The sequence below is a fragment of the Acutalibacter intestini genome (assembly GCF_034334985.1).
GTDB classification, from domain to species: Bacteria; Bacillota; Clostridia; order Oscillospirales; family Acutalibacteraceae; genus Acutalibacter; species Acutalibacter intestini.
On record NZ_JAWXXL010000014.1, the window covers coordinates 1 to 23,343 of the forward strand.

The 23,343-nt window shown below is 52.1% G+C and carries 21 protein-coding genes and 1 pseudogene; 19 read left to right on the forward strand and 3 right to left on the reverse strand.

The window, feature by feature from the left end; genetic code table 11:
* Positions 1 to 68: 68 nt before the first annotated feature.
* The 3 genes and pseudogenes from U8U68_RS22375 to U8U68_RS11245 form a co-directional block, all read right to left on the reverse strand.
* Positions 69 to 434 (reverse strand): annotated as a pseudogene (locus tag U8U68_RS22375) (relaxase/mobilization nuclease domain-containing protein); the annotation flags it as partial.
* Positions 382 to 636 (reverse strand): plasmid mobilization protein, encoded by a 255-nt coding sequence (locus tag U8U68_RS22640; protein ID WP_322200893.1) that lies wholly within the window; start codon positions 634 to 636, stop codon positions 382 to 384. The pseudogene U8U68_RS22375 and the gene U8U68_RS22640, both read right to left, overlap by 53 nt.
* A gap of 470 nt (positions 637 to 1,106) precedes the next feature.
* Entirely contained in the window at positions 1,107 to 2,045 is a 939-nt protein-coding gene (locus tag U8U68_RS11245; protein ID WP_322200894.1) for an AAA family ATPase, read from the reverse strand.
* Between the two features lie 456 nt (positions 2,046 to 2,501).
* Here U8U68_RS11245 and U8U68_RS11250 point away from each other — a divergent pair, with 456 nt between their 5' ends.
* The 19 genes from U8U68_RS11250 (at position 2,502) to U8U68_RS11330 (ending at position 23,320) form a co-directional block, all read left to right on the forward strand.
* Positions 2,502 to 2,792 (forward strand): hypothetical protein, encoded by a 291-nt coding sequence (locus tag U8U68_RS11250; RefSeq protein ID WP_322200895.1) that lies wholly within the window; start codon positions 2,502 to 2,504, stop codon positions 2,790 to 2,792.
* Between the two features lies 1 nt (position 2,793).
* Positions 2,794 to 3,075, forward strand: a complete 282-nt coding sequence (locus tag U8U68_RS11255; protein WP_322200896.1) for a hypothetical protein — start codon at positions 2,794 to 2,796, stop codon at positions 3,073 to 3,075.
* Positions 3,039 to 4,631 carry a site-specific DNA-methyltransferase gene (locus U8U68_RS11260; RefSeq protein ID WP_322200897.1) on the forward strand — a complete coding sequence of 531 codons (1,593 nt, stop codon included), beginning with the start codon at positions 3,039 to 3,041 and terminating at the stop codon, positions 4,629 to 4,631. The genes U8U68_RS11255 and U8U68_RS11260 overlap by 37 nt, the downstream gene beginning before the upstream one ends.
* Positions 4,632 to 4,643: 12 nt before the next feature.
* Positions 4,644 to 7,256 carry a DEAD/DEAH box helicase gene (locus U8U68_RS11265; RefSeq protein ID WP_437124426.1) on the forward strand — a complete coding sequence of 871 codons (2,613 nt, stop codon included), beginning with the start codon at positions 4,644 to 4,646 and terminating at the stop codon, positions 7,254 to 7,256.
* A gap of 620 nt (positions 7,257 to 7,876) precedes the next feature.
* Complete coding sequence (locus U8U68_RS22380) at positions 7,877 to 8,206, forward strand: DUF2971 domain-containing protein (RefSeq protein WP_367575814.1); 330 nt, start codon at positions 7,877 to 7,879, stop codon at positions 8,204 to 8,206.
* A gap of 103 nt (positions 8,207 to 8,309) precedes the next feature.
* Positions 8,310 to 8,486 carry a hypothetical protein gene (locus tag U8U68_RS11270; protein ID WP_322200898.1) on the forward strand — a complete coding sequence of 59 codons (177 nt, stop codon included), beginning with the start codon at positions 8,310 to 8,312 and terminating at the stop codon, positions 8,484 to 8,486.
* A 427-nt stretch (positions 8,487 to 8,913) separates the two neighbouring features.
* Positions 8,914 to 9,588 (forward strand): response regulator transcription factor, encoded by a 675-nt coding sequence (locus tag U8U68_RS11275; protein ID WP_322200899.1) that lies wholly within the window; start codon positions 8,914 to 8,916, stop codon positions 9,586 to 9,588.
* Complete coding sequence (locus U8U68_RS11280; protein WP_322200900.1) at positions 9,576 to 10,853, forward strand: HAMP domain-containing sensor histidine kinase; 1,278 nt, start codon at positions 9,576 to 9,578, stop codon at positions 10,851 to 10,853. Before U8U68_RS11275 ends, U8U68_RS11280 begins: the two co-directional genes overlap by 13 nt.
* A 144-nt stretch (positions 10,854 to 10,997) precedes the next feature.
* Positions 10,998 to 11,540 carry a DUF6609 family protein gene (locus tag U8U68_RS11285; protein ID WP_322200901.1) on the forward strand — a complete coding sequence of 181 codons (543 nt, stop codon included), beginning with the start codon at positions 10,998 to 11,000 and terminating at the stop codon, positions 11,538 to 11,540.
* Positions 11,477 to 11,680: an ATP-binding protein gene (locus U8U68_RS22385; RefSeq protein ID WP_367575813.1), complete on the forward strand. Its 204-nt coding sequence runs from the start codon at positions 11,477 to 11,479 to the stop codon at positions 11,678 to 11,680. The genes U8U68_RS11285 and U8U68_RS22385 overlap by 64 nt, the downstream gene beginning before the upstream one ends.
* Before the next feature lie 119 nt (positions 11,681 to 11,799).
* A complete protein-coding gene (locus U8U68_RS11290; protein ID WP_322200902.1) occupies positions 11,800 to 12,231 on the forward strand; it encodes a hypothetical protein in 432 nt (143 codons plus the stop codon).
* A 217-nt stretch (positions 12,232 to 12,448) separates the two neighbouring features.
* The gene (locus U8U68_RS11295) at positions 12,449 to 13,483 is read left to right on the forward strand and encodes a hypothetical protein (protein WP_322200903.1); all 1,035 of its coding nucleotides are present in this window, start codon (positions 12,449 to 12,451) and stop codon (positions 13,481 to 13,483) included.
* A gap of 2 nt (positions 13,484 to 13,485) precedes the next feature.
* Positions 13,486 to 14,652: a WD40 repeat domain-containing protein gene (locus tag U8U68_RS11300; RefSeq protein ID WP_322200904.1), complete on the forward strand. Its 1,167-nt coding sequence runs from the start codon at positions 13,486 to 13,488 to the stop codon at positions 14,650 to 14,652.
* Position 14,653: 1 nt separating this feature from the next.
* Entirely contained in the window at positions 14,654 to 15,541 is an 888-nt protein-coding gene (locus U8U68_RS11305; RefSeq protein WP_322200905.1) for an ABC transporter ATP-binding protein, read from the forward strand.
* Positions 15,519 to 16,739 (forward strand): ABC transporter permease, encoded by a 1,221-nt coding sequence (locus tag U8U68_RS11310; RefSeq protein WP_322200906.1) that lies wholly within the window; start codon positions 15,519 to 15,521, stop codon positions 16,737 to 16,739. Before U8U68_RS11305 ends, U8U68_RS11310 begins: the two co-directional genes overlap by 23 nt.
* Positions 16,736 to 18,730: an ABC-2 transporter permease gene (locus U8U68_RS11315; RefSeq protein WP_322200907.1), complete on the forward strand. Its 1,995-nt coding sequence runs from the start codon at positions 16,736 to 16,738 to the stop codon at positions 18,728 to 18,730. Before U8U68_RS11310 ends, U8U68_RS11315 begins: the two co-directional genes overlap by 4 nt.
* 496 nt (positions 18,731 to 19,226) lie before the next feature.
* The gene (locus tag U8U68_RS11320) at positions 19,227 to 20,078 is read left to right on the forward strand and encodes an MBL fold metallo-hydrolase (RefSeq protein WP_322200908.1); all 852 of its coding nucleotides are present in this window, start codon (positions 19,227 to 19,229) and stop codon (positions 20,076 to 20,078) included.
* Between the two features lie 838 nt (positions 20,079 to 20,916).
* Entirely contained in the window at positions 20,917 to 22,215 is a 1,299-nt protein-coding gene (locus tag U8U68_RS11325) for a phosphoglucose isomerase-related protein (RefSeq protein ID WP_322200909.1), read from the forward strand.
* Positions 22,216 to 22,249: 34 nt separating this feature from the next.
* Positions 22,250 to 23,320 (forward strand): Gfo/Idh/MocA family protein, encoded by a 1,071-nt coding sequence (locus U8U68_RS11330; RefSeq protein ID WP_322200910.1) that lies wholly within the window; start codon positions 22,250 to 22,252, stop codon positions 23,318 to 23,320.
* Positions 23,321 to 23,343: the final 23 nt, after the last annotated feature.

The following is a 23,343-nucleotide window of genomic DNA, read 5'->3' on the forward strand; positions in this document are numbered from 1 at the left end:
CTTCAAATTGTTTCCGACTGATGTCACTTGGATAGCTTTTCCTCACCTGTCTTCCCCCCTCATCCCCTCTATTTTATCACTGGACCGGATGGTTGGCTAGATACTAAACAGGTTCTTACACTGGATGATGGAACTGAAATTGTACGTTCAGAAATTCTGCCAGATAACCCATGAGCTAGGCAGATTTCATCGGAGAGCTTTCGTAACTTTGTGAGCGTAGTCGGCCCTTGACGGAGCATATAGCCGCTCTCATAGCACACCGCATTGACCACAAAGTGTGAGTGGATATGCTCCCTATCCACGTGGATTGCCACCAGAATCTAGCTGTCGGGCCCAGCCTTTTCCGCAAACTCTTTCGCCAATTCATGAGCCTGTTCCCCGTTAATAGGCTCCTCCGGCGAGAATGATTGCGTGTAGAGGTAGAACCACACAGGACTGTCCTTGTGATAAGTGGCGCGGGTCGCCCTGAACTCCCGCGCCCACTGCTTTCCCTTCCAGAATAACATTGACCCTGCCGGCCACTGCACGGAGGTAGTTGTTGGGTGACATCATGGCTCGCTCAGCCTGTTCTGCGATGTGATGAAATTGTTCTTCCGTGAACCGAACCGTGAAGGCCTTGTCCTTTTTCTTGCTCATGTGATCCCTCCAATCAGCGGTCTTTCATCAAAGTGGGTGCGGGCTACTGCCCGCTGAATGGGCCGCCCGACAATGTCGGACGGGCGCTCTGCTTGCCCTCCCCAAAGGGGAGATCTTTTGTAGGACACCGTAAGCTGGGCGGTTGCCTTTAACTTGCTGGCTTAGGTAGAGAAAAAGATACCTGACGGTTGCCTGCGCCTGTCTGCGCAAAAGCGGCCTTGTGCGGCCCAACACAGGGCTTGGGGCTGCGCTTCCCACTCCACCTGGCCCCTAAAAGCGCCACACGGGGCCGACACAGGCGAAACAGCGGGCGGTCGCCGCTTGACTTTGACTGCGTCTGAACCTAAGGGTGCAAGGGTGCAGAGAATCTCGAAAGAATTTTGCAGACTCACACACTACATAGAGCTCGCTACACACCGCTAACACAAGATAGAAGAGTGCCGTCAAAAGTTTTTGCACCCTTGCACCCTTCAACATGACAGTCTCCAATCCCATCTCTCCCCCTTCTTTACTGAATCAACTCCGAGGTTTTCTTTGGCAATTTTCCGTGTCCGCTTGGAGATACCAGCCAGCTTTGCCATCTGAAACATCTCGCTGGCAGGAGCCGAAACCCCTCTGCTCAGCTTGTCCCTTATCAGTCTTTCGGCCATGCTGACCTTGGAACCTGTCGGTCCGCCGTTCAACAAATCTTCGGCGGTAATCTTTTCGTAGCTTTCCACCCAGCGCGGACTGCCGTCCTCAATGCTGAACGCCACCGACTTTCCCTCCAGAGCAAGAGAGGATTTGTCGTGGACGATAACACGAACGCATGGCTCTTTTTTCATTCTGCCCGCCAGCAGGGCCGCACGGAAATCTATGGAGCCCAGGCCGCGGTAGGCGCTGTTTGCTCCAACAGCTTTGTTGAGGTGGCCAATCAGGACAACAGCGCAGCCTGTTTGGCCGGCCATGATGGTGAGCCGCTTGAGGATATCGCGGACCTCATTGGCGCGGTTCATGTCAATGTCGCGGCCAAGATAGCCTTGGAGGGGGTCAAGGATCATCAGCTTGGCGTCAGTGGCCTTGACCGCTTTCTCGATGCGCTCGTCCAGCAGGGAGAGGATACGCCCGGCTTCGTCGATGCAGATGATGCGGTTGAGATCAGCACCAGCGGTCATGAGACGTGGCTTGATGGTGTCGCCTAGGCCATCTTCGGCGGTCTGGTAAAGGATGTTGATGGGTTCACCTCGCTCCATTCCGAGGAGCGCCTGTCCACGGCTGCACATGGCGGTGAGCCAGAGCGCAAGGGTGGTCTTGCCTTGGATGATGGTCAGCTTACCCTGCGGGATGTAGGAATACCACAGCCATCGCACTTCTTGGAGTTCGATTTCGGACATTCGGATCAGGCGTAGTTCGGGCTGATTTTGGGCCATTAAAGCCCTACTTTCTATTGGCTGCTCCGCAAAAGGTGGGAGCATACCTTGCTTTGATGCTGCCCCGGCCAAAGTATATGAACAGGAATGGTTGGTTGAATGCATTAGGGAGGCAATGGAGGAATTATCTCCGAGGGAACGGAATTTGATTCAGTATCATCTTGGGGTGAATGTCCCGGATGGAGTAGGTATGACCTTTCAGGAGCTGGCGGCGTTGCTGAATTTTAATGGGCATAGCGCGGCAGAGAAAGCGTACCTCAGAGCAGTCCAGTCATTGAGACAAGCGCTCTATGCTGGTAGGCATGGAGCGTATATGCGGGCAAAGAAGTCAATTGCAAGTGCCAAGCACAAAATATAGGGAAATAATTGATATCCTTGCTGGAATGTGGTATAATTTAGCGAATCTACTGCAAAGTCTACATTTGCAGAGCATTCTGATGGGAGGACAAAACGTCTTTGAAAAAGAAGAAATGGCTTATTGTGTTAGCAGTAATGGCTATCGTATTGGTGTTAGTGATTGGCATCCCCTTGATCATCAACAAGCTATACAAAATGGGTCCCGGATTCGTCACTGTATGGGATGGGGCGGATATGCTTTCCTACTACGGAACTCTTTTGGGCGATTGCGGAGCGGTTATTGGTGTATTGGTCTATCCATTCTGCTCAAAAGAATTACCGGGAAGACGTTCGTGCCAGAGTATTACCATTTATTGCGGTCATTCCTCTGGAAAGAAGTGGACGAATTAATTTGGTGGAATCATTTAATAATGCAAGTTCTGGCAAGTATAACGAGAAAAGCAATACGAGTTTTTATGAAGAACGCAGACTTGACAAGTTGTATTTTGTGATAGAATCAACTGGGATTAAAGTTAAGGATAAGCTAAAAAAATGGCAACAGTTTCTGGTATTTTTTAGTAAGGGCGAAAATAATCAAGAATGGCAAAGCATTGACCTAGTTGGAAAACAAGAACGTGTGAGGAAAGGGGAAACACCATGCCCACCCTTGAATGGATCGGAAAAGAAAAAGTAATCAACCACCACCAGGAGGTTCCTTTCCGAGTGCTGGAGCGCCAATACAGCTTTGACGAAAACGGCCAGACTGCCGCCGACAACGGCAGCGGGAACATGATTATCCGGGGCGACAACCTGGAGGCGCTCAAGGCCCTGCTGCCTCGCTATGAGGGCCGGGTGAAGTGCATTTACATCGACCCGCCCTACAATACGGGCAACGAGGGATGGGTGTACAACGACAACGTGAACGACCCCAGGATCCGGAAGTGGCTGGGCGAGGTAGTGGGCAAAGAGGGCGAGGACCTGACCCGGCACGACAAGTGGCTGTGTATGATGTATCCCCGGCTCAAGCTGCTGCAAAAGCTGCTGGCGGAGGATGGGGTTATTTTTATTAGTGTTGATGATAACGCTCAAACACTTTTGCGAATGATTTGTGATGAGATTTTTGGAGTTAGAAATTTTTTAGCGCAAATAGTATGGCAGAAACGCACATCTCCTGATGCCAGAAGAAAAGTGAGTGCAGGACATGAGTATGTCTGTGCATACTTTAAGAATGTGGATTGTGCTGATAGTTCGATTAATCTTTTGAACTTTAGCGAATCAGATAAGTCAAAATATAAGAATCCTGATAACGACCCTAGAGGCCCGTGGGTGTCTACCGACTGCACCGCACAGGCGGGGCATGGAACCAAAGAGCAATTCTATACCATGATAACTCCCAGTGGTCGTGTAATAGAACTTCCAGATAATTTGTGTTGGAGATTCACAAAGCCGCGTATGGATGAAGAAATTGCGGCAGGCCGCATTTGGTTTGGTTCTGATGGAAAGGGTGTTCCCAGAAAGAAAACATATCTTTCGGAAAGAGAAGGCCGCAATTTGTGGACGTGGTGGCCTAATAGCGAGGTGGGACATACTCAAGAGGCTACAAAAGAGATTACTACTATTTTCGAGAAGACTGCAACTTTTGATTACCCAAAACCCGTGCGTTTAATTCAGCGCATCATCCAAATTGCCACAAAAAAAGACTCCATCATCCTCGACAGCTTCGCTGGTTCCGGCACCACCGCCCACGCCGTTCTGAACATGAACAAGGCCGACGGTGGACACCGCAAATTCATTTTGGTGGAGATGATGGACTACGCCGAAACCATCACCGCCGAGCGGGTTCGGCGGGTCATCAAGGGCTACGGCCAGGGCAAAAACGCGGTAGAGGGCACCGGCGGCAGTTTCAGCTTTTATGATCTGGGCGAGCCGCTGCTGATTGGTGAAAATCTGAATGAATCGGTAGGCGCGGAAAAGATACGGGAGTATGTCTGGTTCACCGAGACCAAGCTGCCCTACAAGCCTGCTGCTAACGAGGAGCCGTATTACCTGGGTATGAACAAGAACGCCGCCTACTATTTCTATTATGAGCCCCAGCGTATCACGGTGCTGGATCACCAGTTCCTGTCCGGCATTCATCAACGTGGAGAAACCACCGTCATCTATGCCGACCGCTGCGCCATCAGCTCGGAAAAGCTGGCAGAGCTGGGCATTGTGTTCAAGAAGATACCCCGGGATATTTCCCGGCTGTAAGGAGGGTTTGCTGTGGAGATGAAGTCCTACCAGCGGCAGGCGATCGACGACCTGTCCCGCTATATGGAGCTGCTGAACCAGACCCAGGACTATGCGGCGGCGTTTTCTCAGTTTTGGCAGGAGAAAAGCGCGCCCGCCCTGGGGCATTACCAGGATATTCTGCCCGGCGTGCCCAACCTCTGTTTTAAGGTGCCCACCGGCGGCGGGAAGACCTTCCTGGCCTGCAACGCCATCCGCCCGGTTTTTGACGCGCTGCCCATGACGAAGATGAAGGCCGTGGTCTGGCTGGTCCCCTCGGACGCCATCCTCAGCCAGACCCTTAAGAACCTACAGGACGCCGGCCACCCCTACCGGCAGGCCATTGACGTGGCCTTTGGCGGGCGGGTGACGGTCTACTCCAAGCAGGAGCTTTTGAGCGGCCAGAATTTCAACATCACCGCCGTTACCGAACAGCTTTCCATTATGGTGCTGTCCTATGATTCTTTCCGGGGCCGCAGCAACGAGGCCTTGAAAGCCTACCGGGAGAACAGCAGCCTGGCGCCCATGGCAAAGGCTCTGGGCAAGCCCCAGCAGCCCATCGAAAAGGCGGACGACACTGCTCTTTTCCAGGTGATCAACCAGCTTTCGCCTCTGGTGATCGTGGACGAGAGCCACCACGCCCGCTCAGAGCTAAGCCTGGATATGCTCAAGGACTTCAACCCCTGCTTCGTGCTGGAACTGACCGTCACGCCCAAAAAGAACAGCAATATTCTGTCCTATGTGGACGCGGCGCAGTTGAAGGCTGCCAACATGGTCAAGCTGCCGGTGATTGTCTACAACCGAGACAGCCAGCAGGAGGTTATCACGGACGCCATCGACCTGCGGCGAAACCTGGAACGGCTGGCGGAGGCGGAGCGGAGCAATTCTGGCAAATATATCCGCCCTATCGTGCTGTTCCAGGCCCAGCCCAAGGGGAAAGAGAATAGTACCACCTTTGAGAAACTACGGGACAAGCTGGTGGACGCGGGGATTCCCCAAGAGGAGATTGCTATCCGTACTGCGGACATCAACGAGCTGAAAAATGTTGATTTGCTGTGGGAGAGCTGCCCCATTCGCTATATCATTACCATCAATGCGCTGAAAGAGGGCTGGGACTGCCCCTTTGCCTACATTCTCGCCTCCATCGCCAACAAGACCAGCCCGGTGGACGTGGAGCAGATTTTGGGGCGCGTGTTGCGCCTGCCACATACCTGCCAGCACAGCCAGCCGTCCTTAAATATGTCCTATGTGCTCACGTCCTCCAGTGACTTTGACCAGACGGTGAAACAAATTGTCCGGGGGCTGAACCATGCCGGTTTTACAGATAGGGATTACCGCATGGCAGAGCCACCCAAGCCTGCCGCACCGCCGCCCGTTCAGGAGGAACTTCCCCAGCCCCCATTGCCGGAGAGCTGCCCTCCTGCCGAGGATGATTTTTTAGCCTTTGACGGCAATCAGATAGCGGCAGAGCTGGCTCATCGGACGAATTACGTGCCGGATTCCCCGGCCCCGACACACGCCATGCTGGAAGAAGCGGAAAAAGTCGGCGAGACGTATAATCGGGCTATAGAAGAGAACGCCGGAGATTCGTTTACCCATCATTTCGCGTGGGAGGTGCAGGAAAAAGTGAACACTTTCCCGGTCAAGCCAGAATTTGCGGAGGATATCAAAAAGCTGCGGATTCCCCAGTTTTTCCAGGTGGTTCCCCAATCGCTGTTCCATGAGGGAACGCTGGAACTGCTGGAAAAGGAGCAGCTTGCCAGCGGCTTCACGCTGAAAGGGAAAGCCTATGATATCGACTTCGGCTCGGCAGATGACGAATTGGTGCAGGTAGATGTGCGCACAAAAGAGGGCAGCATTCCCAAGGTTTTCAAGATGTCGGACGCCGACCAACGCTATTTTAAGGAATATTTCAACTCGAAACCCGAGGAGAGCCGGGTCAAACTGTGCAAGGACATCATGTTCCGTCAGCTGAACAAGCTGGATATGGTGGACGCCGGGGAACTGCGGGAGTATTTGGAGCGGATCGTTAACAATATGGATAAGCCACAGTTGGCCGCCATGGAAAAGTCCCCATTAGGGTATGCGGCGAAAATTCGGAATAAGATTGATACCCTTTTAACTCAGCATTATAAGGACACATTCCACCAATGGATCGAAACGGAGAAAGTTATTTGCAGTCCATCCTACCAGCTGCCCTCGGTTATCCATCCTGCCAACAGCACCAGCTTTCTCGGCGGCTCCCTGTACCAGGCTGAAGAGGATATGAACGAGTTGGAGCAGGATTTGGTTATGGAACTGACCGCGCTGCCAAATGTCCGCTGGTGGCACAGGAACATCTCCCGGCAGGGGTTCTGCATCAATGGCTTTATTCACCATTATCCGGATATTATGGTTATGACTGAGAGTGGGAAAGTGATTCTTGTAGAGACAAAGGGTGGGCATCTGAAAAATGATGACAGCCGGGATAAGCTTGAGTTGGGGAAGGCTTGGCAGCATGCGGCTGGGAGTATGTACCGGTACTACATGGTTTTCCGAGATGAGGAGGGACTGCTGCCTGGGGCGGTTAATATGAAACAGTTTGTAAAGTTAGTGAAGGAATTATAGGCGGGGCAGTACTATCGTACTGCGTTGTATAAAATTGCACGGCGTAGAATAATAGGAACCGATTTTCCCCATTGGTCTACCACTGAGCAAAAATGTTGCAGGCAAACCACAAAGTGTTATCCCTGCTGTAAGAAAAATGGAAGGAGGTCCAAAATGGATGATTTAAATTTGCCACAAGCAGATAATGACGAAAAGCGGAAGGCCGCATGACATGCAGAAATTATCACCGCTATAACAGGAAATTCGTTTGAAAAAGTACAAGCCACAGATGAAGTCGGATATTACTATCAGTGCTGTGCTCCAGTTTATCTTTATAAATACTACACGCCAACTTCCATCCATATTGAGACTATTAAAGGCAACAGTATGTGGTACTCAGCACCATGCAATTTTAAATGATTGATGTGTTTGGTTGTGATATTTATGTCGATGAGGACTCCGCATTTGAAAGCATATTGCATATGATTCCCAGTAACAGGCAGGTACGCAAAGGGAGTCAGATGCGGCGTGAGCTCAAGGGAAATTTGCATCAAGGACTTCGCAAAATTCGGTCTAATTTTGCATCACTGAAAGAGAGAATTGGTGTCTCCTGTTTGTGCGAATCGGAGAATTCCCTATTGATGTGGGCCCATTATGCGGACAATCATCGTGGAATATGTGTAGAGTATAATTTGTTAGAAACGAATCAACAACTAAATTTTACTCCTGTATCCGTTATTTATTCGAATACAAAAGCTCACTTTAATTCACTGAATCCAGAAACTAGCGAACAAGATGCATATGAACTTTTCATTCAAAGTGTTACTTCAAAATCGCCCGAATGGAGCTATGAAAAGGAGTGGAGGATCATACAAGATACACTGCAAGGGCCGGCGGTTCAGCGCACAGATGATTATTGGGTCAGCTTATGGTTTACTACACTTACCGAAATTTCCCATAAATGGAGGTGAAATATGATGCCCGATAAGATTCTGACAACCGAGGAGATTTGCCAGACGATTCTTCCTCTGCTCAAAAAATACCGGGCTGAAAAAGCTGCCCACGGTCAGGAGCTTGCAGGCCGAATATGCCGCGCTGCTGACGGAGAAAAAAGCGGCCTATACCGATTACCGCAAGGCGCGGGAAGATATGAAGGAGCTGCTGACCGTCCGGGCCAACGTGCAGAAGCTCATGGGCTATGAGGCCCAAGGGCAGGAAAAGGAAGCGGACCGCCGGGAGGAGGAACACTGATTTTTCCACCGTTCCAGAGGGCCGCAGGCCCGACAAAAAGCGCGCAGCCAGCCCCGCCAAGGGCTGTTCAAAGGGGCTTGGGGGCGCTGCCACCAACAAGCAGATTGGACCTCCGCCGTGGGCAGAAGGTCCAATTTCGCATCGTGGGCCCCACGATGCCCTGCTTGCCCGGTTCTCCGTCCACGTTTTCCTTTGTTTCCCCGTCTCCTATTCCAACGGGACGTTTTAGGCGTATTTTTCGTCAAAAATATCCACTCTCGCTCGAAACACTCCAATATTTCTACCGAAGCCATAAAATATGCCGATGCTATCCTTGTGCAACCTGAGGAGACAGACTATAATAATAGAAATCTACTAATTCTCAAAGATTGCCTTGACGGAATTTTGACTTTCTCCCCATATAATGAAAAAGACTGGAGGTGTTCCCATGGCATACAGAATTTTGATTGTGGATGATGAACCTATCCTGACCGAATTGCTTTCCGCCCATTTGCAGGATCACGGGTACACGGTTTCCGTAGCCAACAGCAGCGATGAAGCTTTGGCAAAGCTGAATACAAAGCCAAATCTCATTCTGCTGGACATCAATATGCCGGGGATGGATGGGCTGGAGCTGTGCAAGGTCATTCGGAATCATATCGTCTGCCCCATCCTGTTCCTGACGGCGCGGATCACAGAGCAGGATAAGGTCAACGGCCTGCGGGCTGGAGGGGACGACTATATCACCAAGCCTTTCGGCTTGCAGGAATTGCTTGCCCGCATAGAGGCCCATCTGCGCCGGGACCAGCGAAATAACCGCCCGCCGGAGGTCGTGACCTCCCAGGGACTGATTGTCAATCTCTCTGGCAGAAAGGTATTTTGGAATGAGCAGGAGCTTTCCTTTTCCAAGAGGGAATTTGACATCATCGAATTTTTGTCCTCTAACCCCAACCAGGTCTTTGACAAGGAGCGCATCTATGAGGCGGTATGGGGCTATGACGCGGAGGGCGACAGCAACGTGATTAAAGAGCATATCCGCAAAATTCGAGCAAAGCTCATGCAGGCCAGCGGAAGTGAGTACATCGAAACAGTTTGGGGGATGGGCTACCGATGGAAAAAATAAAAAGGCAGTCCTTGAAACGCTCTTTTATGAAAGCTGTGGCGGTGGCAATGCTGATCGTGTTCCTGTGCAGTAGCCTTGCGATTTTCGGCTGTTATCGTTTCCAAAAACATATTCTTCCCGATTCCAATGAGGTCTGGCTGACGCAGCAGACAACCGCCCCGGATGGAACGGTCACAGAGGCAAAGATGAGATATGTCCTTGATGGCTCGCCAGAGCCATTCGGTCAGCTGGTAACGGACAGCCAGGAACACAACGAGAGCCAGGGGCAGACGAGCTACATGATAGAGCGTATTGAATCCAGCTACTCCATGCTTTCCTCAAAAGCGAGAACCGCCTACCGTACTTCACAGATTTGTATGGTGCTGTTGCCGTTCCTGTTTGCTGTGATTGGAATTACTTTGTGCGCGTGGTGGTTTTATCACAAGGTACTGGAGCCGCCGATCACTATCCTGACGGACGCCACCGCCCATATTCAAGACCGGGATTTGAACTTTCAGATCACCTTTGGCGGGCAGGATGAATTGGGCCAGCTCTGTACCGCCTTTGAGAAAATGCGGCAGACCTTATATGAGAATAACCGTCAGATGTGGAGTATGCTGGAGGAACGCCGGGCGTTGCAGGCATCTGTGGCCCACGACCTGCGTAACCCCATCGCCATTATGACCGGCTATGTGGAATATTTGCAGGAGAACAGCCAGGGCGGAACCTTAACGGAGGAAAAACTGGAAAAGGCGCTTTCCAATCTCGGTATTACCGCGGAGCGCATGGGCCGCTATACTGATACTATGCGCGACCTGGGCGCGATTGAAGAAACAGAAGTTCACCGCAGAGAGGTGGAGCTTCCTGATTTTTTACAGCATATGGCGGATTCCTTATCCATCCTGTTTCAGAATACCCAGGTGCGTTTTTCCTGTGACCTCCATGTGCCGAAGGGCAGGGCCGTCCTTGACGGAGAGCTGCTGTACCGTGTTCTGGAAAATCTGATCTCCAATGCCCTCCGTTTTGCGGAGCGGGAAATTGGGCTGGCTTTTTGTCTGGAGCATGGAATCCTGTCGGCCACCGTGACCGACGACGGGCCGGGTTTTTCGGACAAGCTGCTGAAAAAGAAAACTGCCCTGTTCTACTCCGAAGATACCTCCGGCCAGCACTTGGGCCTGGGGCTGGCGGTAAGCCGGGTGCTGTGCCAGAAGCATGGGGGAACCATAGAGCTGGCAAACCAACCGCCCCATGGGGCCTGTGTGAAAGCCTCCATTGCGGTCCAATAATCCCTATTACGGCGGCGCAGGTAAGGAATTGACTTTTGGGGAAAACAGATATAAGGCAATACCGCACAATTCTAAGTACCGTATTGCGCGGTGTTGCCATATAATTAAAGCAACAGCAAATTCTGCTTATTGTAGGGGGGCAAAATGAAAGAGACATTGGAGTTCAATCATAAAAAGCAATGTGGTTTATGGCTGATCCTTATTGGAATTGTACTTATCATAGCTGTTATTTTTGGCGGGAAATTCCTTGTGAACCCGTTTGTGTTTCTAATAGGCTATTATGCTTGTTTTTTTAGCGTTAACGCGAACAAAAAAGTCAGGGAAAGGCTCTCCCAGGGGGCTATTTCCCAAAAGCAGATAAAGATGATCTATTTTTCAATTGCTGCTTTGTTCCTGTTGATGTTTTGCATTGCTGGCCCATTTATCCCCGGGTGGCATTGGAGGCAAATATGGTTGGGTGTACTGATGGCGACCTCAATACATTTCTTCTTGTGGTTCTTTATACATGGTTGGAGCATGGTTGTGCTGGGGATTGTATGTATCATTATCGCAGCAATAGGCTATGTATTCCCCGCTATATCGCTTTCCCTTATTTGCATTGCTGATGCAGCAGCTAAATTGATATGCGGGATATATTTGCTTTTCTTCTCAAGACCATCAAAATTTACTCCCAGCGCAACGAAGTAACATTGGGGCTGGGGCTGGGGCTTGCGGTGAGCCGGGTACTGTGCCAGAAGCATGGAGGAACCATAGAGCTTTCAAACCAACCGCCCCATGGGGCTTGTGCAAAAGCCTCTATCAAGATCGAACAATCTCCGTTACTGTAATGCAGATGCGGCTATAATACAAATTCCAGTTTGACATATTGGAAAATCAAAATATGATACCTTTGCCTTAATCCTTAATAAGGTGTACTGAGATTATTTATTTTATGGAGGAAACGTAGATGGAACGAAAAAATAAAATTTTGAAAATAGTTTCAGTTGTTCTATTGTTATGCAGTTTTGCTATACCAATGTATAATATTTTTCCTAATGGGCTGATAATCAATCGGGATTCATGGTTTTTTACTGAAACTTTTAAAATACTTTTTCAAGAGGGTGCAGGAGCATTTAATTATCTTGGTGTTGTATTTCATCTGGCTGTATGGATTCCCGCTATCATACTGTGTATCGGCTCTTTTGCACAGATGGACAAGATTGTTCGCTTTTCGGCAGGTACCGGTATTGTCCTTCTTTTGATAGGCCTTCTGCTTGCTGTTGTTTTGACGAATGAAATAAAATTGATACATCCGATTGTTGGGTACATTTGTATTGGATACTGGATTGACTTAATTTTGCTTGTAGTTTGCGCCGCTGTTTCTTCAAAAAAGCACTGAAAATATTTAGAAATTATCGTTTATCAGGCAGTGGGCTATTCGGCTCACTGCCTATTCTGTCATTTTGACGATTGTAGATTCTAATTTTACGGGGGATTTCACTTGAAAACCATCCCCCGGATGCCGCCTAAAAAAGTTGGGCGGCATTTCGCTTTTCTTGACCGAATTTTGACCTTTGCCCGCTATGCTTAGTCCATCAAAGCAAAGGAGGCCATGTATGCGAAAACGATTGATTACTGTTCCCCTGATCTGCGGCGCTCTTTTATCCCTCGCCGCCTGCGGGAACTACTCCGTTCCAGACAGTTCGCCCCTGCCGTCACAGGCTGTTGCCGCAAACCCGTTTGAGGCGGCAGAGGAGGATGCCGGATTGCTGGCAGTGCTCACCCACGAAGCTGCTTCGGCGGATTTTTCCGAGAGCGGGGAGCGTCTGCCATTCGTCTATGACGGCGGCGAGTTTCGGCTGGAGTACCAGTTTTCTCTCACCGGCAAAATGGATAGCGTTGGATTTCTCCTGTTTCTGGACGGCCAGCCCCAGCCCTACAAGGTGAACGATACCACAGCGGAGTATGAGTATTGCCACAGCTTCCCCGCAGAGGAGGATCAGAGATTTTCCTTCCTCTTTGAGCCTGTGACCGGCAGCACCGGCGATACGCTGGCCCTGACTGTGGTGAGCATCACCAACCCGGATTTTCAGCCGGATATGGAATCTACCTCCAGCTATGGCTGGTATCATAAGACGCTGGATTCCCGTGTTGAATTGCAGTTCAACGCGGACGCGCCCGCCGCCCCTTCAGACCTTCCGCCTGTCCGGGAAATCTTTTCACAAAGCGAAGCGCGGGAGGAAAAGGTCACAGCGCAGTATGTGGAAAACGAGCTTCCCAAATATGGCTGGGGTGGTGTGAGCATGGACACGCTGGACAGTGGAATCTATTATACGTTCTCCTGTGACGGCGACATCCCCTATGACAACCTGCGGGTCTCCGCTCCCGCTCCCCTGCGGTTTACCATGTGCGGCACAGCCGGAACAAGTTACAGCATCGCTTTCTTCCTGGATCATCAGCCGGTGAAACTTGACGAGAGCACCGCCCGCTCCGTTACCTTGAGCAAGGGGGGAGTCATAGAGCTTGAGGCCGTGATCGACCCAGCCAAGCTGGGGCAGTTTCACACCTTCTACTGTGTGGCCGTCCCCCAGGGCAGAGCCTCTGGCCCGTTCTTTAAGACCAATTCTATTTTATTGTATAAGGAGAGCTGAACATGAAAAAGACATTCTGCATCACATTGGCGCTGCTTTTCACACTGGCATTGTCCGCCTGCGGCAAGACGCATTCCCCGGCTCCCGCGGCTTCGGGAAACGGCCCCTCCGGCACTCCCGTGGTTTCTGTTCCGCCCCCTGGCGGACAGCCGGGACAGTCCCCTTCCTCCTGCGCCTTCGACCCCGCCCTGTTTGGCGGCAAGCTCCAGGGCTGCGCCTATGCCGGGAACGGAACGCTTTTCGTGCTGGCGGACAAGCTGTACCTCTACGACACCGAGACTTCCTCGGTGCTGGCCACCGCAGAAGCGCCCCTGCGCGACTTTGAAGCCCAGGCCATTGACGGGGGCTACGTCCTGTCCGGCATGGGCGACAGCGGCATGATGGCGTACATCTATGACAGCTCACTTTCTCTGAACAAGGAGATCGCGGTGAATGAGCTTTTGCAGGGGGATGTTGTTGTCAGCGAAACCGGAGGCGTAGCGGCCTCCACAGACGGAAAGAAGCTGGCGTTCGCCGCCATGGGCGGGCTGTATCTGTATGACCTGGAAAGCGGGAGCCTGACTACCCTCCTGGACATGGCCGAAAACGCCGGAACAGCCAGCATTAGTGTTTCGATGCTGAATGGTGCTGCCTTTGCCCAGGATAACAGCCAGATCGTGTTCTTTGGCAGCGGCAACGCGGTTCCCGCGGCAGATGGCGAGGATGGATTTTCCATCCACGGGAGCATCGCCGTGGATGGCAGTGGTTTGAAGCTCACAAAACTGTCCGACTATGAAATGGAAGAAATGCAGAGCAGCGTCAGCCGGTTGTTTTTCCCGCAAACCTTTACCCAGGCCGGTGGAACGCTGCTTTGGGTGGACCGGGCAACGGGCAGCGCCAATAGGCTTTCCCTCTCTGCCAGCGGTGAGGGCAAAGACGGCGTGTACGGCTCGGAGCAGGGAAACTATGTCGCTACCGCCGTTCTGGACAGCGCTCTGACCGTTCGTGTCTATGACGTGGCCTCCGGCGAATTGGTTGGCACCGAAGTGATTGAGAATTCCGACTCCACATATTTTGCCCGCATCCCCAGGATTTACCTTTTGGACAGGGCCAAGACCGCCGTGGTGCTTCTCGGAGGCAGTATCGATGAACTTGATACGCTGGTATATACATTTGAGTTTGGAGAATAACATGGAAATCACATTTGAAAGCGTATCGAAGCAATACAAAAGCAAGTATGCGCTGAAAAACTTTACCGCTGTCTTGAGCGAGGGCGTGTACGGCCTGCTGGGCGAAAACGGGGCCGGAAAGACCACGCTCATCAATACCTTTGTGGGCATCCTGCGCGGCGACAGCGGCACGATCCGGGTGGACGGCCAGGATGTGAGGACGCTGGGCAAAGCGTTCCTGTCCCAAATCGGCTATATGCCGCAGTATCCTATCTTCTACCGGGATTTTACCGTCAAGGATTTTCTGTTCTATATGTGTGCGCTGAAAGACATTCCCGCCCACGAAGGGCAGGACCGGGTTTCGGAGCTGCTTGCCACGGTAAACCTGACGGACGCACAGGACAAGAAAATCGGCGCGCTCTCCGGCGGTATGCGCCAGCGCGTCGGTATCGTACAGGCCATGCTGTCCGACCCTAAAATTCTGATTCTGGACGAGCCTACCGCCGGTCTTGACCCCAGCGAACGGATACGGTTTCGGAACCTGATCTCCCGGTTTGCCCAGGGCCGGACGATCCTGCTGGCAACCCACATTGTTTCAGATGTTGAGTGCATCGCGCGGGAGATCCTGCTGCTGAAACAGGGGACGCTTCTCATGCAGGGAACACCCGCCGCGCTGGAGCAGAACATTGAGGGCAAGGTATGGAATGTAACCGCCGGGGCCGAGGATGCCGTGCTGCTGACCGATATGTACTGCGTCAGCAACATGAAGCAGGAGGGCGGACAGTTTGCCCTTCGCATTGTTGAGGATGGATGTCCAATTAAGAGCGCACAACCTGTTCAGCCCAACCTGGAGGATGTGTTCTTGTACTATTGCAGGGGGGAGCGCCATGATACGTCTGATACGGTATGAGTTTATCAAGCAGTTCTGTAAACGTTCCATTTTGGCGCTCTTTGTGGTGTTCAGCCTTGCCAACCTGTTCAAAATCTATGGCGAATACAAATCCTATTCCTATCTGACGGATGGGAACGGAGAGGGTCGCTGGCACACGCTTCATTGGCAGCTCTATGAGGAATACCAGGGGGAAATCACCCCGGAGAAGATCGAACGCCTGCTTGCGGTTTATCAGCCTCTTGTGGAGGCCACATCGGATATGACCGCAAGCACAGCCACCGATGACCCCAACACCATGACCGGGAACCTGTATAGCGACAGGAACCTGCTGGACAAGTATTTTGTGCAGCCGATGCAGTATTTCTATGAGTACAGAGGCCGGTCGGATCAAGTGGCAAATAGAGCGCGGCAAAGCGCCGCGCTCTATGGGGAACGAGGAGCGGTCTATCAGCAGAGGGAGAGCGGCGCGATCTATAACCTTTATGCTGGCCGCACCATCCCCGATTTTGCCTACCGGGAAATGTGCAATTACTATCTGAACTATGATTTTTCCATTGTCTTGACCCTTCTGCTCTGTCTCTATGGGATCATCGGAACCTTTGTAAGCGAGCGGGAAACGCAGATGGATATGCTGCTGCTGGTAAGTCCGGGCGGCGGCAGAAAAACAGCCCTGGCGAAAATCCTTGCGGCCACCCTGTTTCTGCTCTTGACTTCGCTGTGGTTTTCTCTCCTTGACCTGATTGGCTTTGCGGCCTCTTTTCAGACTTTGGAAGGGCTGGCCCTGCCGGTATTCGCAATTCCAAACTTTGCGGAGGCATCCGTCAATCTCAGTATTTTTCAATATGTCCTCCTGTCTGCGGCGCTCAAATGCGCCGGCGCATGGGTGATGGGGATGCTCTGGCTGTTGGTTTCAATGTTCTGGAAAAATGCCCTGCTCCCCTTTGTCATCAATTTTGCCCTCTGTATGGCGCTGATTGTCAGCGGAGCTGCCTGCGCCTATTCCAATTTTTTCTGGACAAAGGTGCTGAACCCGTATTCTCTGCTGACAAACCGTATTCTTCTGGGCAAAACGGAGTTTATAAACCTGGGCGGATTCCCCGTCCTGACTTGGCAGGCCGCAATATGGTTTGCTCTGATCGCGGGCCTTGTGCTTGTAGCTGCAATCTATTTTCTGTCAGCGGAAAACGGTCACCGCTGTGTTCGGAGGGCAAAATGAGTGTTTTCTTTTATGAATGGAAAAAACTGATGATTTACCAGCGGGGCCTGTGCTATATCTTGGTCGCGCTCCTGGTCAGTACAGTTTGGCTGGCCGCAGCCGACAGGCCGCAGAATCGCGCGATGGAAGAATACCGTGAGGAATACGAGTGGTATCTGGAACGGCTGGACGGGGCCTGCACAGAGGAAAAAGCCGCTTGGCTGGAGCAGGAGGCCCAGGCCATTACAGAGGCCCGCTATGCCCGCTCCGGGTCCCAGGAAAGCTATTACAGCGGTCAGATCACAGCGGAACAGTATGAGCGGCAGACTGCGGAGGCGGGCACGGTCTTGGCCCATGAGCATGGTTTTGAAGCGGTGTATCAGCAATATTTATATATCTGCGAGAACACCGGCAATCGTTACTTTTTGAACACAAACGGCTGGGCGGGGCTGTTTTCCGCCCAAACGCTGGATTTTCCGCTGTTCCTGGTTATTTTGATTTTGGCAGTTACGGTTTTTTGCTCGGAGTATAGCTGCCAGATGGACGCGCTTTTGCGGACGGCGACCCAGAGCCGCAAGAGCGCCAGAAGCAAAGTTGTGATGACCCTCTGCGCCGTGTTCGCTCTCTGCGGAGGGCTGGCCCTGATTCGCTTTGCTTTCTTCGGAATAAAATATGGCCTGCCCCACGGGGAGTACCCTGTTCAGAGTATCGCCAGTTTCGGGGGCAGTACAAAAAATATCTCTTTGCTGGCGGCGTATCTAATTCTGACCGTTCTGCGCTGTTTTGGCTCGGTATATCTTGCCGCCCTGCTGCTCTTTACCTCCGTTTTGGTGAAGAAATATGCTTTGACGGTGGTGATCGGAGTGGCGTCCACCTTGATACCGTACATCGGACTGTCCCGGCAGATTTGCTACCGCTTGCCGCTGCCCCTGCCGTTCCTGCTGGCAACCGGCTTTCTGGAGGGGGCTTCCTCCGTAGAGGATTCGCTGACAGGAGAAGCCATCGTGACTTTTTCGGAGCGCTCCCCCCAGGAGCTTCTGGCCTTGCTGGGCCTGTCCGCGGTGTGCTGCGTCTTTATGGTATGGTGGGTCCTGCGGCAAAACACAAACTGCTGGCAGTCTGGAAGAAAGCCCGTCAGAGGCTGCGGGATTGCCGCGCTCTGCCTGCTGGTGCTGCTCTCGCTGTCCGGCTGCTCTGACAAAGAATCCGCAAACGGGATATTCAATACATCTTCGCAAAGTGTGACTTACAGCGTGATCTATGATGACCAGACACGGACCTACGCGCTGGAAAACCGGGCAACCGGCGCTTTGACGGATTTGGCTCTTTCTCCGCTGTTCGGGGCCTTTTCAGATGAGGAATCTGTCAAAGCCGTCTATATGGATGCCCCGTACATTTATTATATGGCCTCCCGCACAGAACAGTATGTGGATCGGGTCGGCAGCTATAACAGCACAGCCACCCAGGTGTCCATTGTCCAGCTTGATACAGAAACCTTTGAGGAACAGGTTATTTTTGAGAAAATAACGGACAGCGGGCGCTCTCTGCTGGGAATTGACTATACCGTGGGGGATACCTGGATGTTTCTGCAATACTGCTATGGCTTTTTCTTAAACAACGACAGTCTTTTTTTCATTACGAACGATGGGATTACGGAAGTGAGCAGGACGATCCAGCGAACGCAAGTGCTGGACATCCCCACCAGGGGGAATATAGCGTTTGATGGGCGGACGATCTACTTCATCAACGAAAATTCTTTGTTGACAGCGTATGACACCAAGACCCACAAGACACGACCGTTTCGGAATGTTGTTGCTTACGACTTTTGCCTGACCGAGCAGGGGCTGTACTTTATCAACCGCATGGATTCCGACTGCGTTTATCTATGCGGCAGAGATGGCGCCCGCAGTCTGAAGATTTCAAATGACCCGGCCCTGTCTGTTGGTTATGACGGTGAGAAAGTTGCCGTGATTCTAAAATCGGACGGAAAGGAGGTGGTTTTTGAACCGTGACGGTACGGGAGCGCCAAGCATCCGTCAGAGCAAGGCAAAAAACGCGGCAGAAGGCTGATGATCGCCTATGCTTTGCGCGGTGTGATCTTCCTTCTGCTGGCTCTGATGATCGTCCTTATGGTATGCGGGGCGCTTTATAATAGGGATCATTTGGCTCCTGCTCCTGACAGTAAATTGCCTGATGGGAATATGGAGCCAGATGATCCTGCTTTTTCAGAACCGCCTATTGTTCCAATAGAGCCTGCCATCTTCTCTCCTACGGCACGGCCCCCAAGGATGTGCAGGAGCTGTTGGGACACTCGGATGTCAACACGACTATGAACCATCTACGTCCACGCCACCAGGGAGGCAAATCGGTCTCTTAATTGTCGCTATAACAGTTGAATAAGCGGCGGGTTCATGCTACACTACGTTTAGTGAAATTTTCTGTTCGCTTGAAATGGATGCAAGCGGGCCTGACGCACAGACACAAAGAAAATCAAGGAGGAATATCGAGATGGAGTCCAAATTTTTTAGAGCGGAAAAAATTTATGACAATGTAACACGGATTGCCGGCCTGGGCGGAGAGCAATGCTACTTAGTGGAGGGGAGCGAGAAAGCCCTGCTCATTGACGGGCTGGCCGGTGTAGGCAGTCTGAAAGCTTTTGTGCGAGAGTTGACTGACCTGCCTGTAACGCTGGTGAATACCCATGGTCATGTGGACCATATTGGTGCGGACTTTGAGTATGGAGAGGTCTATATTGACCCAGCGGATATTCTCCTGCTGTATGAGCACTCTGACCGTGAAATGCGCCTGGGATTTGCCAAAAACGGAGCCATGTTTGCGCCGCTGCCGACAGAACCCCGCCTGGATGATGTGACGGTACCCGGGCCAATCAAAACTTTACCATTGAAGGATGGCGGCATGTTTGACCTAGGCGGCGTTCAGATAGAGACAATTTCTGTTCCTGGCCATACCAGGGGAACAGTGGTTTTTCTTGACCGTGGAAGGGGTGTTGTGTATTCCGGCGATGCCTGCAACCGGAACACGTTGCTGTTCACGAAGTTTTCTACTTCTATTGAGCGCTACAAGGAGAGTTTACTGCATTTCCAAAGTTTTCAGAATCATTTCGAGCTGCTGTGGGGCGGCCACGGCAGTCAACCGGAAAAGAAAACCATTATCGAAGACGCCATTCGCCTCTGTGACGAGATAATGGCTGGAACAGATGACGCAATTGAGGCGGTGGGCGTTGGAAACCGCCCCTGCTGGTATGCCAAAGGTAAGAATGAACGTTTTGAACGGCTGGATGGCGGCGTGGCAAATATCGCATATGCCAAGAACCGTATTTGGAAAAAGGACTTGCTATAAAAGTTGATCCGCTGCTACACTACCACTGTCTGAGTAAAAAAGTTGGGTTCTGGCGGCGGATAAGGATGCGCGATTAGGAAAACCTTTAGGGAAGGGAAAGGGAGTGGATGGTGAAGGCAAATTGCGGCGGAATGGTGCGGGGAGAATGTGGAGATAAAAATAATCGATGAATGCTTACTGGTGCTGGTTCAGGCCCACATATGTGGCTTCCTAAAAGCGCTATATCCCAGAGGCGCTCCAAGCGGCCCTCGGCGTCTTTTGGGCACAGTAAGGCGGCAAAAGGTACCCTTCCAAGCGAGAGATTGCGGAAGGGGCCTTTTTGTTTTTCTTTTAAAAAAGGAGGATAACAAACGGCAAGCGCCAAACCTCCCTTTTGCTTCAAGGGTATGAAAACAATTGGCGGACCGAAACAGTATTAGGGCTCGCAAAAAATCAAAGCGCCGTCTTATTGCCCAAAAGAGGCTGCTTTCCACATGGAAAATCAGCTACAACTTCTGGCTTTCTCCCTGAAATTCGCCATTTCTGGGCAATAAGGCCTGATTTCCGAAATTTTTGAACAAGTCCTGGAGAAGATGGCCACAGGCCTCCCCAAAGAGGAGATGGGTTTTGAGGGTGCAAATTAGCGAAAATAATTTAAAAAAGATCTCCGTCATTTTAAACAATAATTTAACAAAAAAGTCATGCAAAAAGAAAAAAGCAAAAATATGTTGACAAACAACCCGTATATGTATATTATTTAGGAAAGAAATAATTTAATAAAATTAATTAATTGAACTCCGGCGGGCCCCCAGCAGGCCGACAGGTGGTGTGCTTTTTAGAACAGAACAGGAGAGTGACTATGAAACTTTGCGTAAAACATATAGAAAGCTATTTGACAGAGCAGGAGTATTTGGCCAGCGCCCAGCGGCACCGGCAGGCCCTGGAAACCGTGGATAAAAACACGTTTGGCAGCGAGATGCTGGGCTGGATTCATACCGAGGACTGGGCTGGGCCAGCCATCCGGCAGCAGGTGAAAGCGCTGGCGAAAGAGATCCGTGAAAACGCCCAGGTGTTTGTAGTGGTGGGATTGGGCGGCTCCAATCAGGGGGCCCGGGCGGTTATTGAGGCCCTTTGTCCTCAGGATGTGGCTTCCCCCGGCGGGCCGGAAATTCTCTATGCGGCCCTGAATCTCTCCGCCGCTTACTATGAAAACCTGATCCGGCGTATTGGGAACCGGTCCGTGTACATAAACGTGATTGCCAAAAATTTCAAGACCCTAGAGCCTGGGCTAAGCTTCCGGATGCTGCGCCACTATATGGAAAGCAGGTATTCGCCAGAGGAGGCGGCCCGGCGGATTATCACCACCCCCACCGTGGAGGACGGCGAGCTGCACCGGCTTAGTCAAGAGAAGGGATACCGGTTTCTGCCTTTTCCCCAGGATGTGGGGGGGCGGTACTCGGTATTTACCCCAGTGGGGCTGCTGCCTGCGGCAGTGGCGGGAATTGACGTGGACCAGCTCGTTGAGGGAGCGGCCCAAGCCCAGCGGGATTACCTTTCCGGCGGGCCTTTGAGGGAGGACGCCAAGCGCTATGCTTTGGCCCGGAACGCACTGATGGAAAAGGGCCTGGGCATTGAGGTGCTCTCCTTCTTCGAGCCCCAGCTGGAGGCCTTGGGCAGGTGGTGGAGACAGCTTTTTGCCGAAAGCGAGGGAAAAAAGGGCACAGGGCTTTTTCCAGCAGTATGCTCTTTTACAGAGGACCTGCATTCTGTAGGACAATATTTACAGCAGGGCCGGCGGCAGATGCTGGAGACCTTTCTCCACATAAAAAACCCGCCGGCGGACCGGGAGGTGGACAGAGAGCCTGAGCTCTGGGACGGCTTTGATTACTTAGACGGAAAGACGTTTCATGAGATCAACGAGTGCGCCTACCAGGCCACGCTGAAGGCCCACAGCCAGGGCGGGGTGCCCTGCATGGTGCTGGAAGTAGAAAGGCTGGACGCTTTCCACCTGGGAGAGCTGCTGTACTTTTTCCTGCTGGCCTGTTATTATTCCTCGGTGATTCTGGGGGTAGACCCTTTTGACCAGCCGGGGGTGGAGAACTATAAGACAGAGATGCATCGGCTTTTAGGGAATACACAGCCTGTGCTGATAAAATAAAAATTTTTAAATAAAGACCGATGGAGGGTAAATCATGGAGAAGATCAAGGTTGGAATTGCCGGTACCGGCTACACGGTGGGAATTGCCAATAGCCATGTCAACGGCTACCGCTCCTGCGGGGAGGACTGCCAGCTGGTGGCACTGTACGACATCGTCCCCGGCCGGGCGGATCAGTGGGCAAAGGAGAGGGACCTGGACGTGACGACCTGCGGCACCTTTGACGAGCTTTTGGACCAGGTGGACGCAGTGAGCATCTGTGTGCCCAACTATGCCCACGTGCCCCTGGTGGTTCGGGCGCTGGAAAAGGGCAAGCACGTTTTGTGCGAGAAGCCCCTTAGTACCGACGCCGGGACCTGCGCCCAGGCGGTGCGCTATGGTAAATGCACAGACCGGGTGAAGATGATTGGCTTTAGCTACCGGGGCATTCCGGCAGTACGCTGGATGAAGGAGCAGATTGACGCGGGCCGGCTGGGAAAGATCCACACCTGGCGGGAGACCCTGGGGGGCTGCCGCATAGCCAACCCCGCGGTGAAGCTGGAGTGGCGGATGCAGAAGGACCTTTCTGGCACAGGGGCCCTGGCGGACTTTGGCTGCCACATGATTGACCTGTGCGACTGGGTCCTGGGCGGAGCCAGCGGAAAGGTGCGGGCAGTGCAGGGCTTTCTCAGCTGTACCATCCCCCAGCGGGAGCAAATTTTCGGAGCGGGCATGGGTCCGGTGACCAACGACGACAGCGCGGCCTTTAACCTGCGGTTTGAAAGCGGCGCCTTAGCGTCCTTTGTGGCCAGCCGCTTAGGGGTATGCAGGCACACCATCGAGGTGTACGGAGAGGGCGGCATGATGCTGTTCCGGGACGACCAGCCCAGCCAGGTAGAGGTGTGGTTTAAAGACCAGGAGGGCGGCTACGCAGGGGGTACAGAGACCGTGCCGGTGCCAGAAGAGCTGGTGACGAAGCCCTGGTTTAACGCCGAGATTAAGGAATTTATAGAGTGCGTGAAAACCGGCCGCCAGCCGGACCGCAACTTTGAACGGGCGCTGTATATCCAAGAGATTCTGGACAAAATTCTGGAGGCCAGCGAAACGGGCCGCACGGTGGAACTGTAATTCTTTTCCGGGGGGTTCTGAGG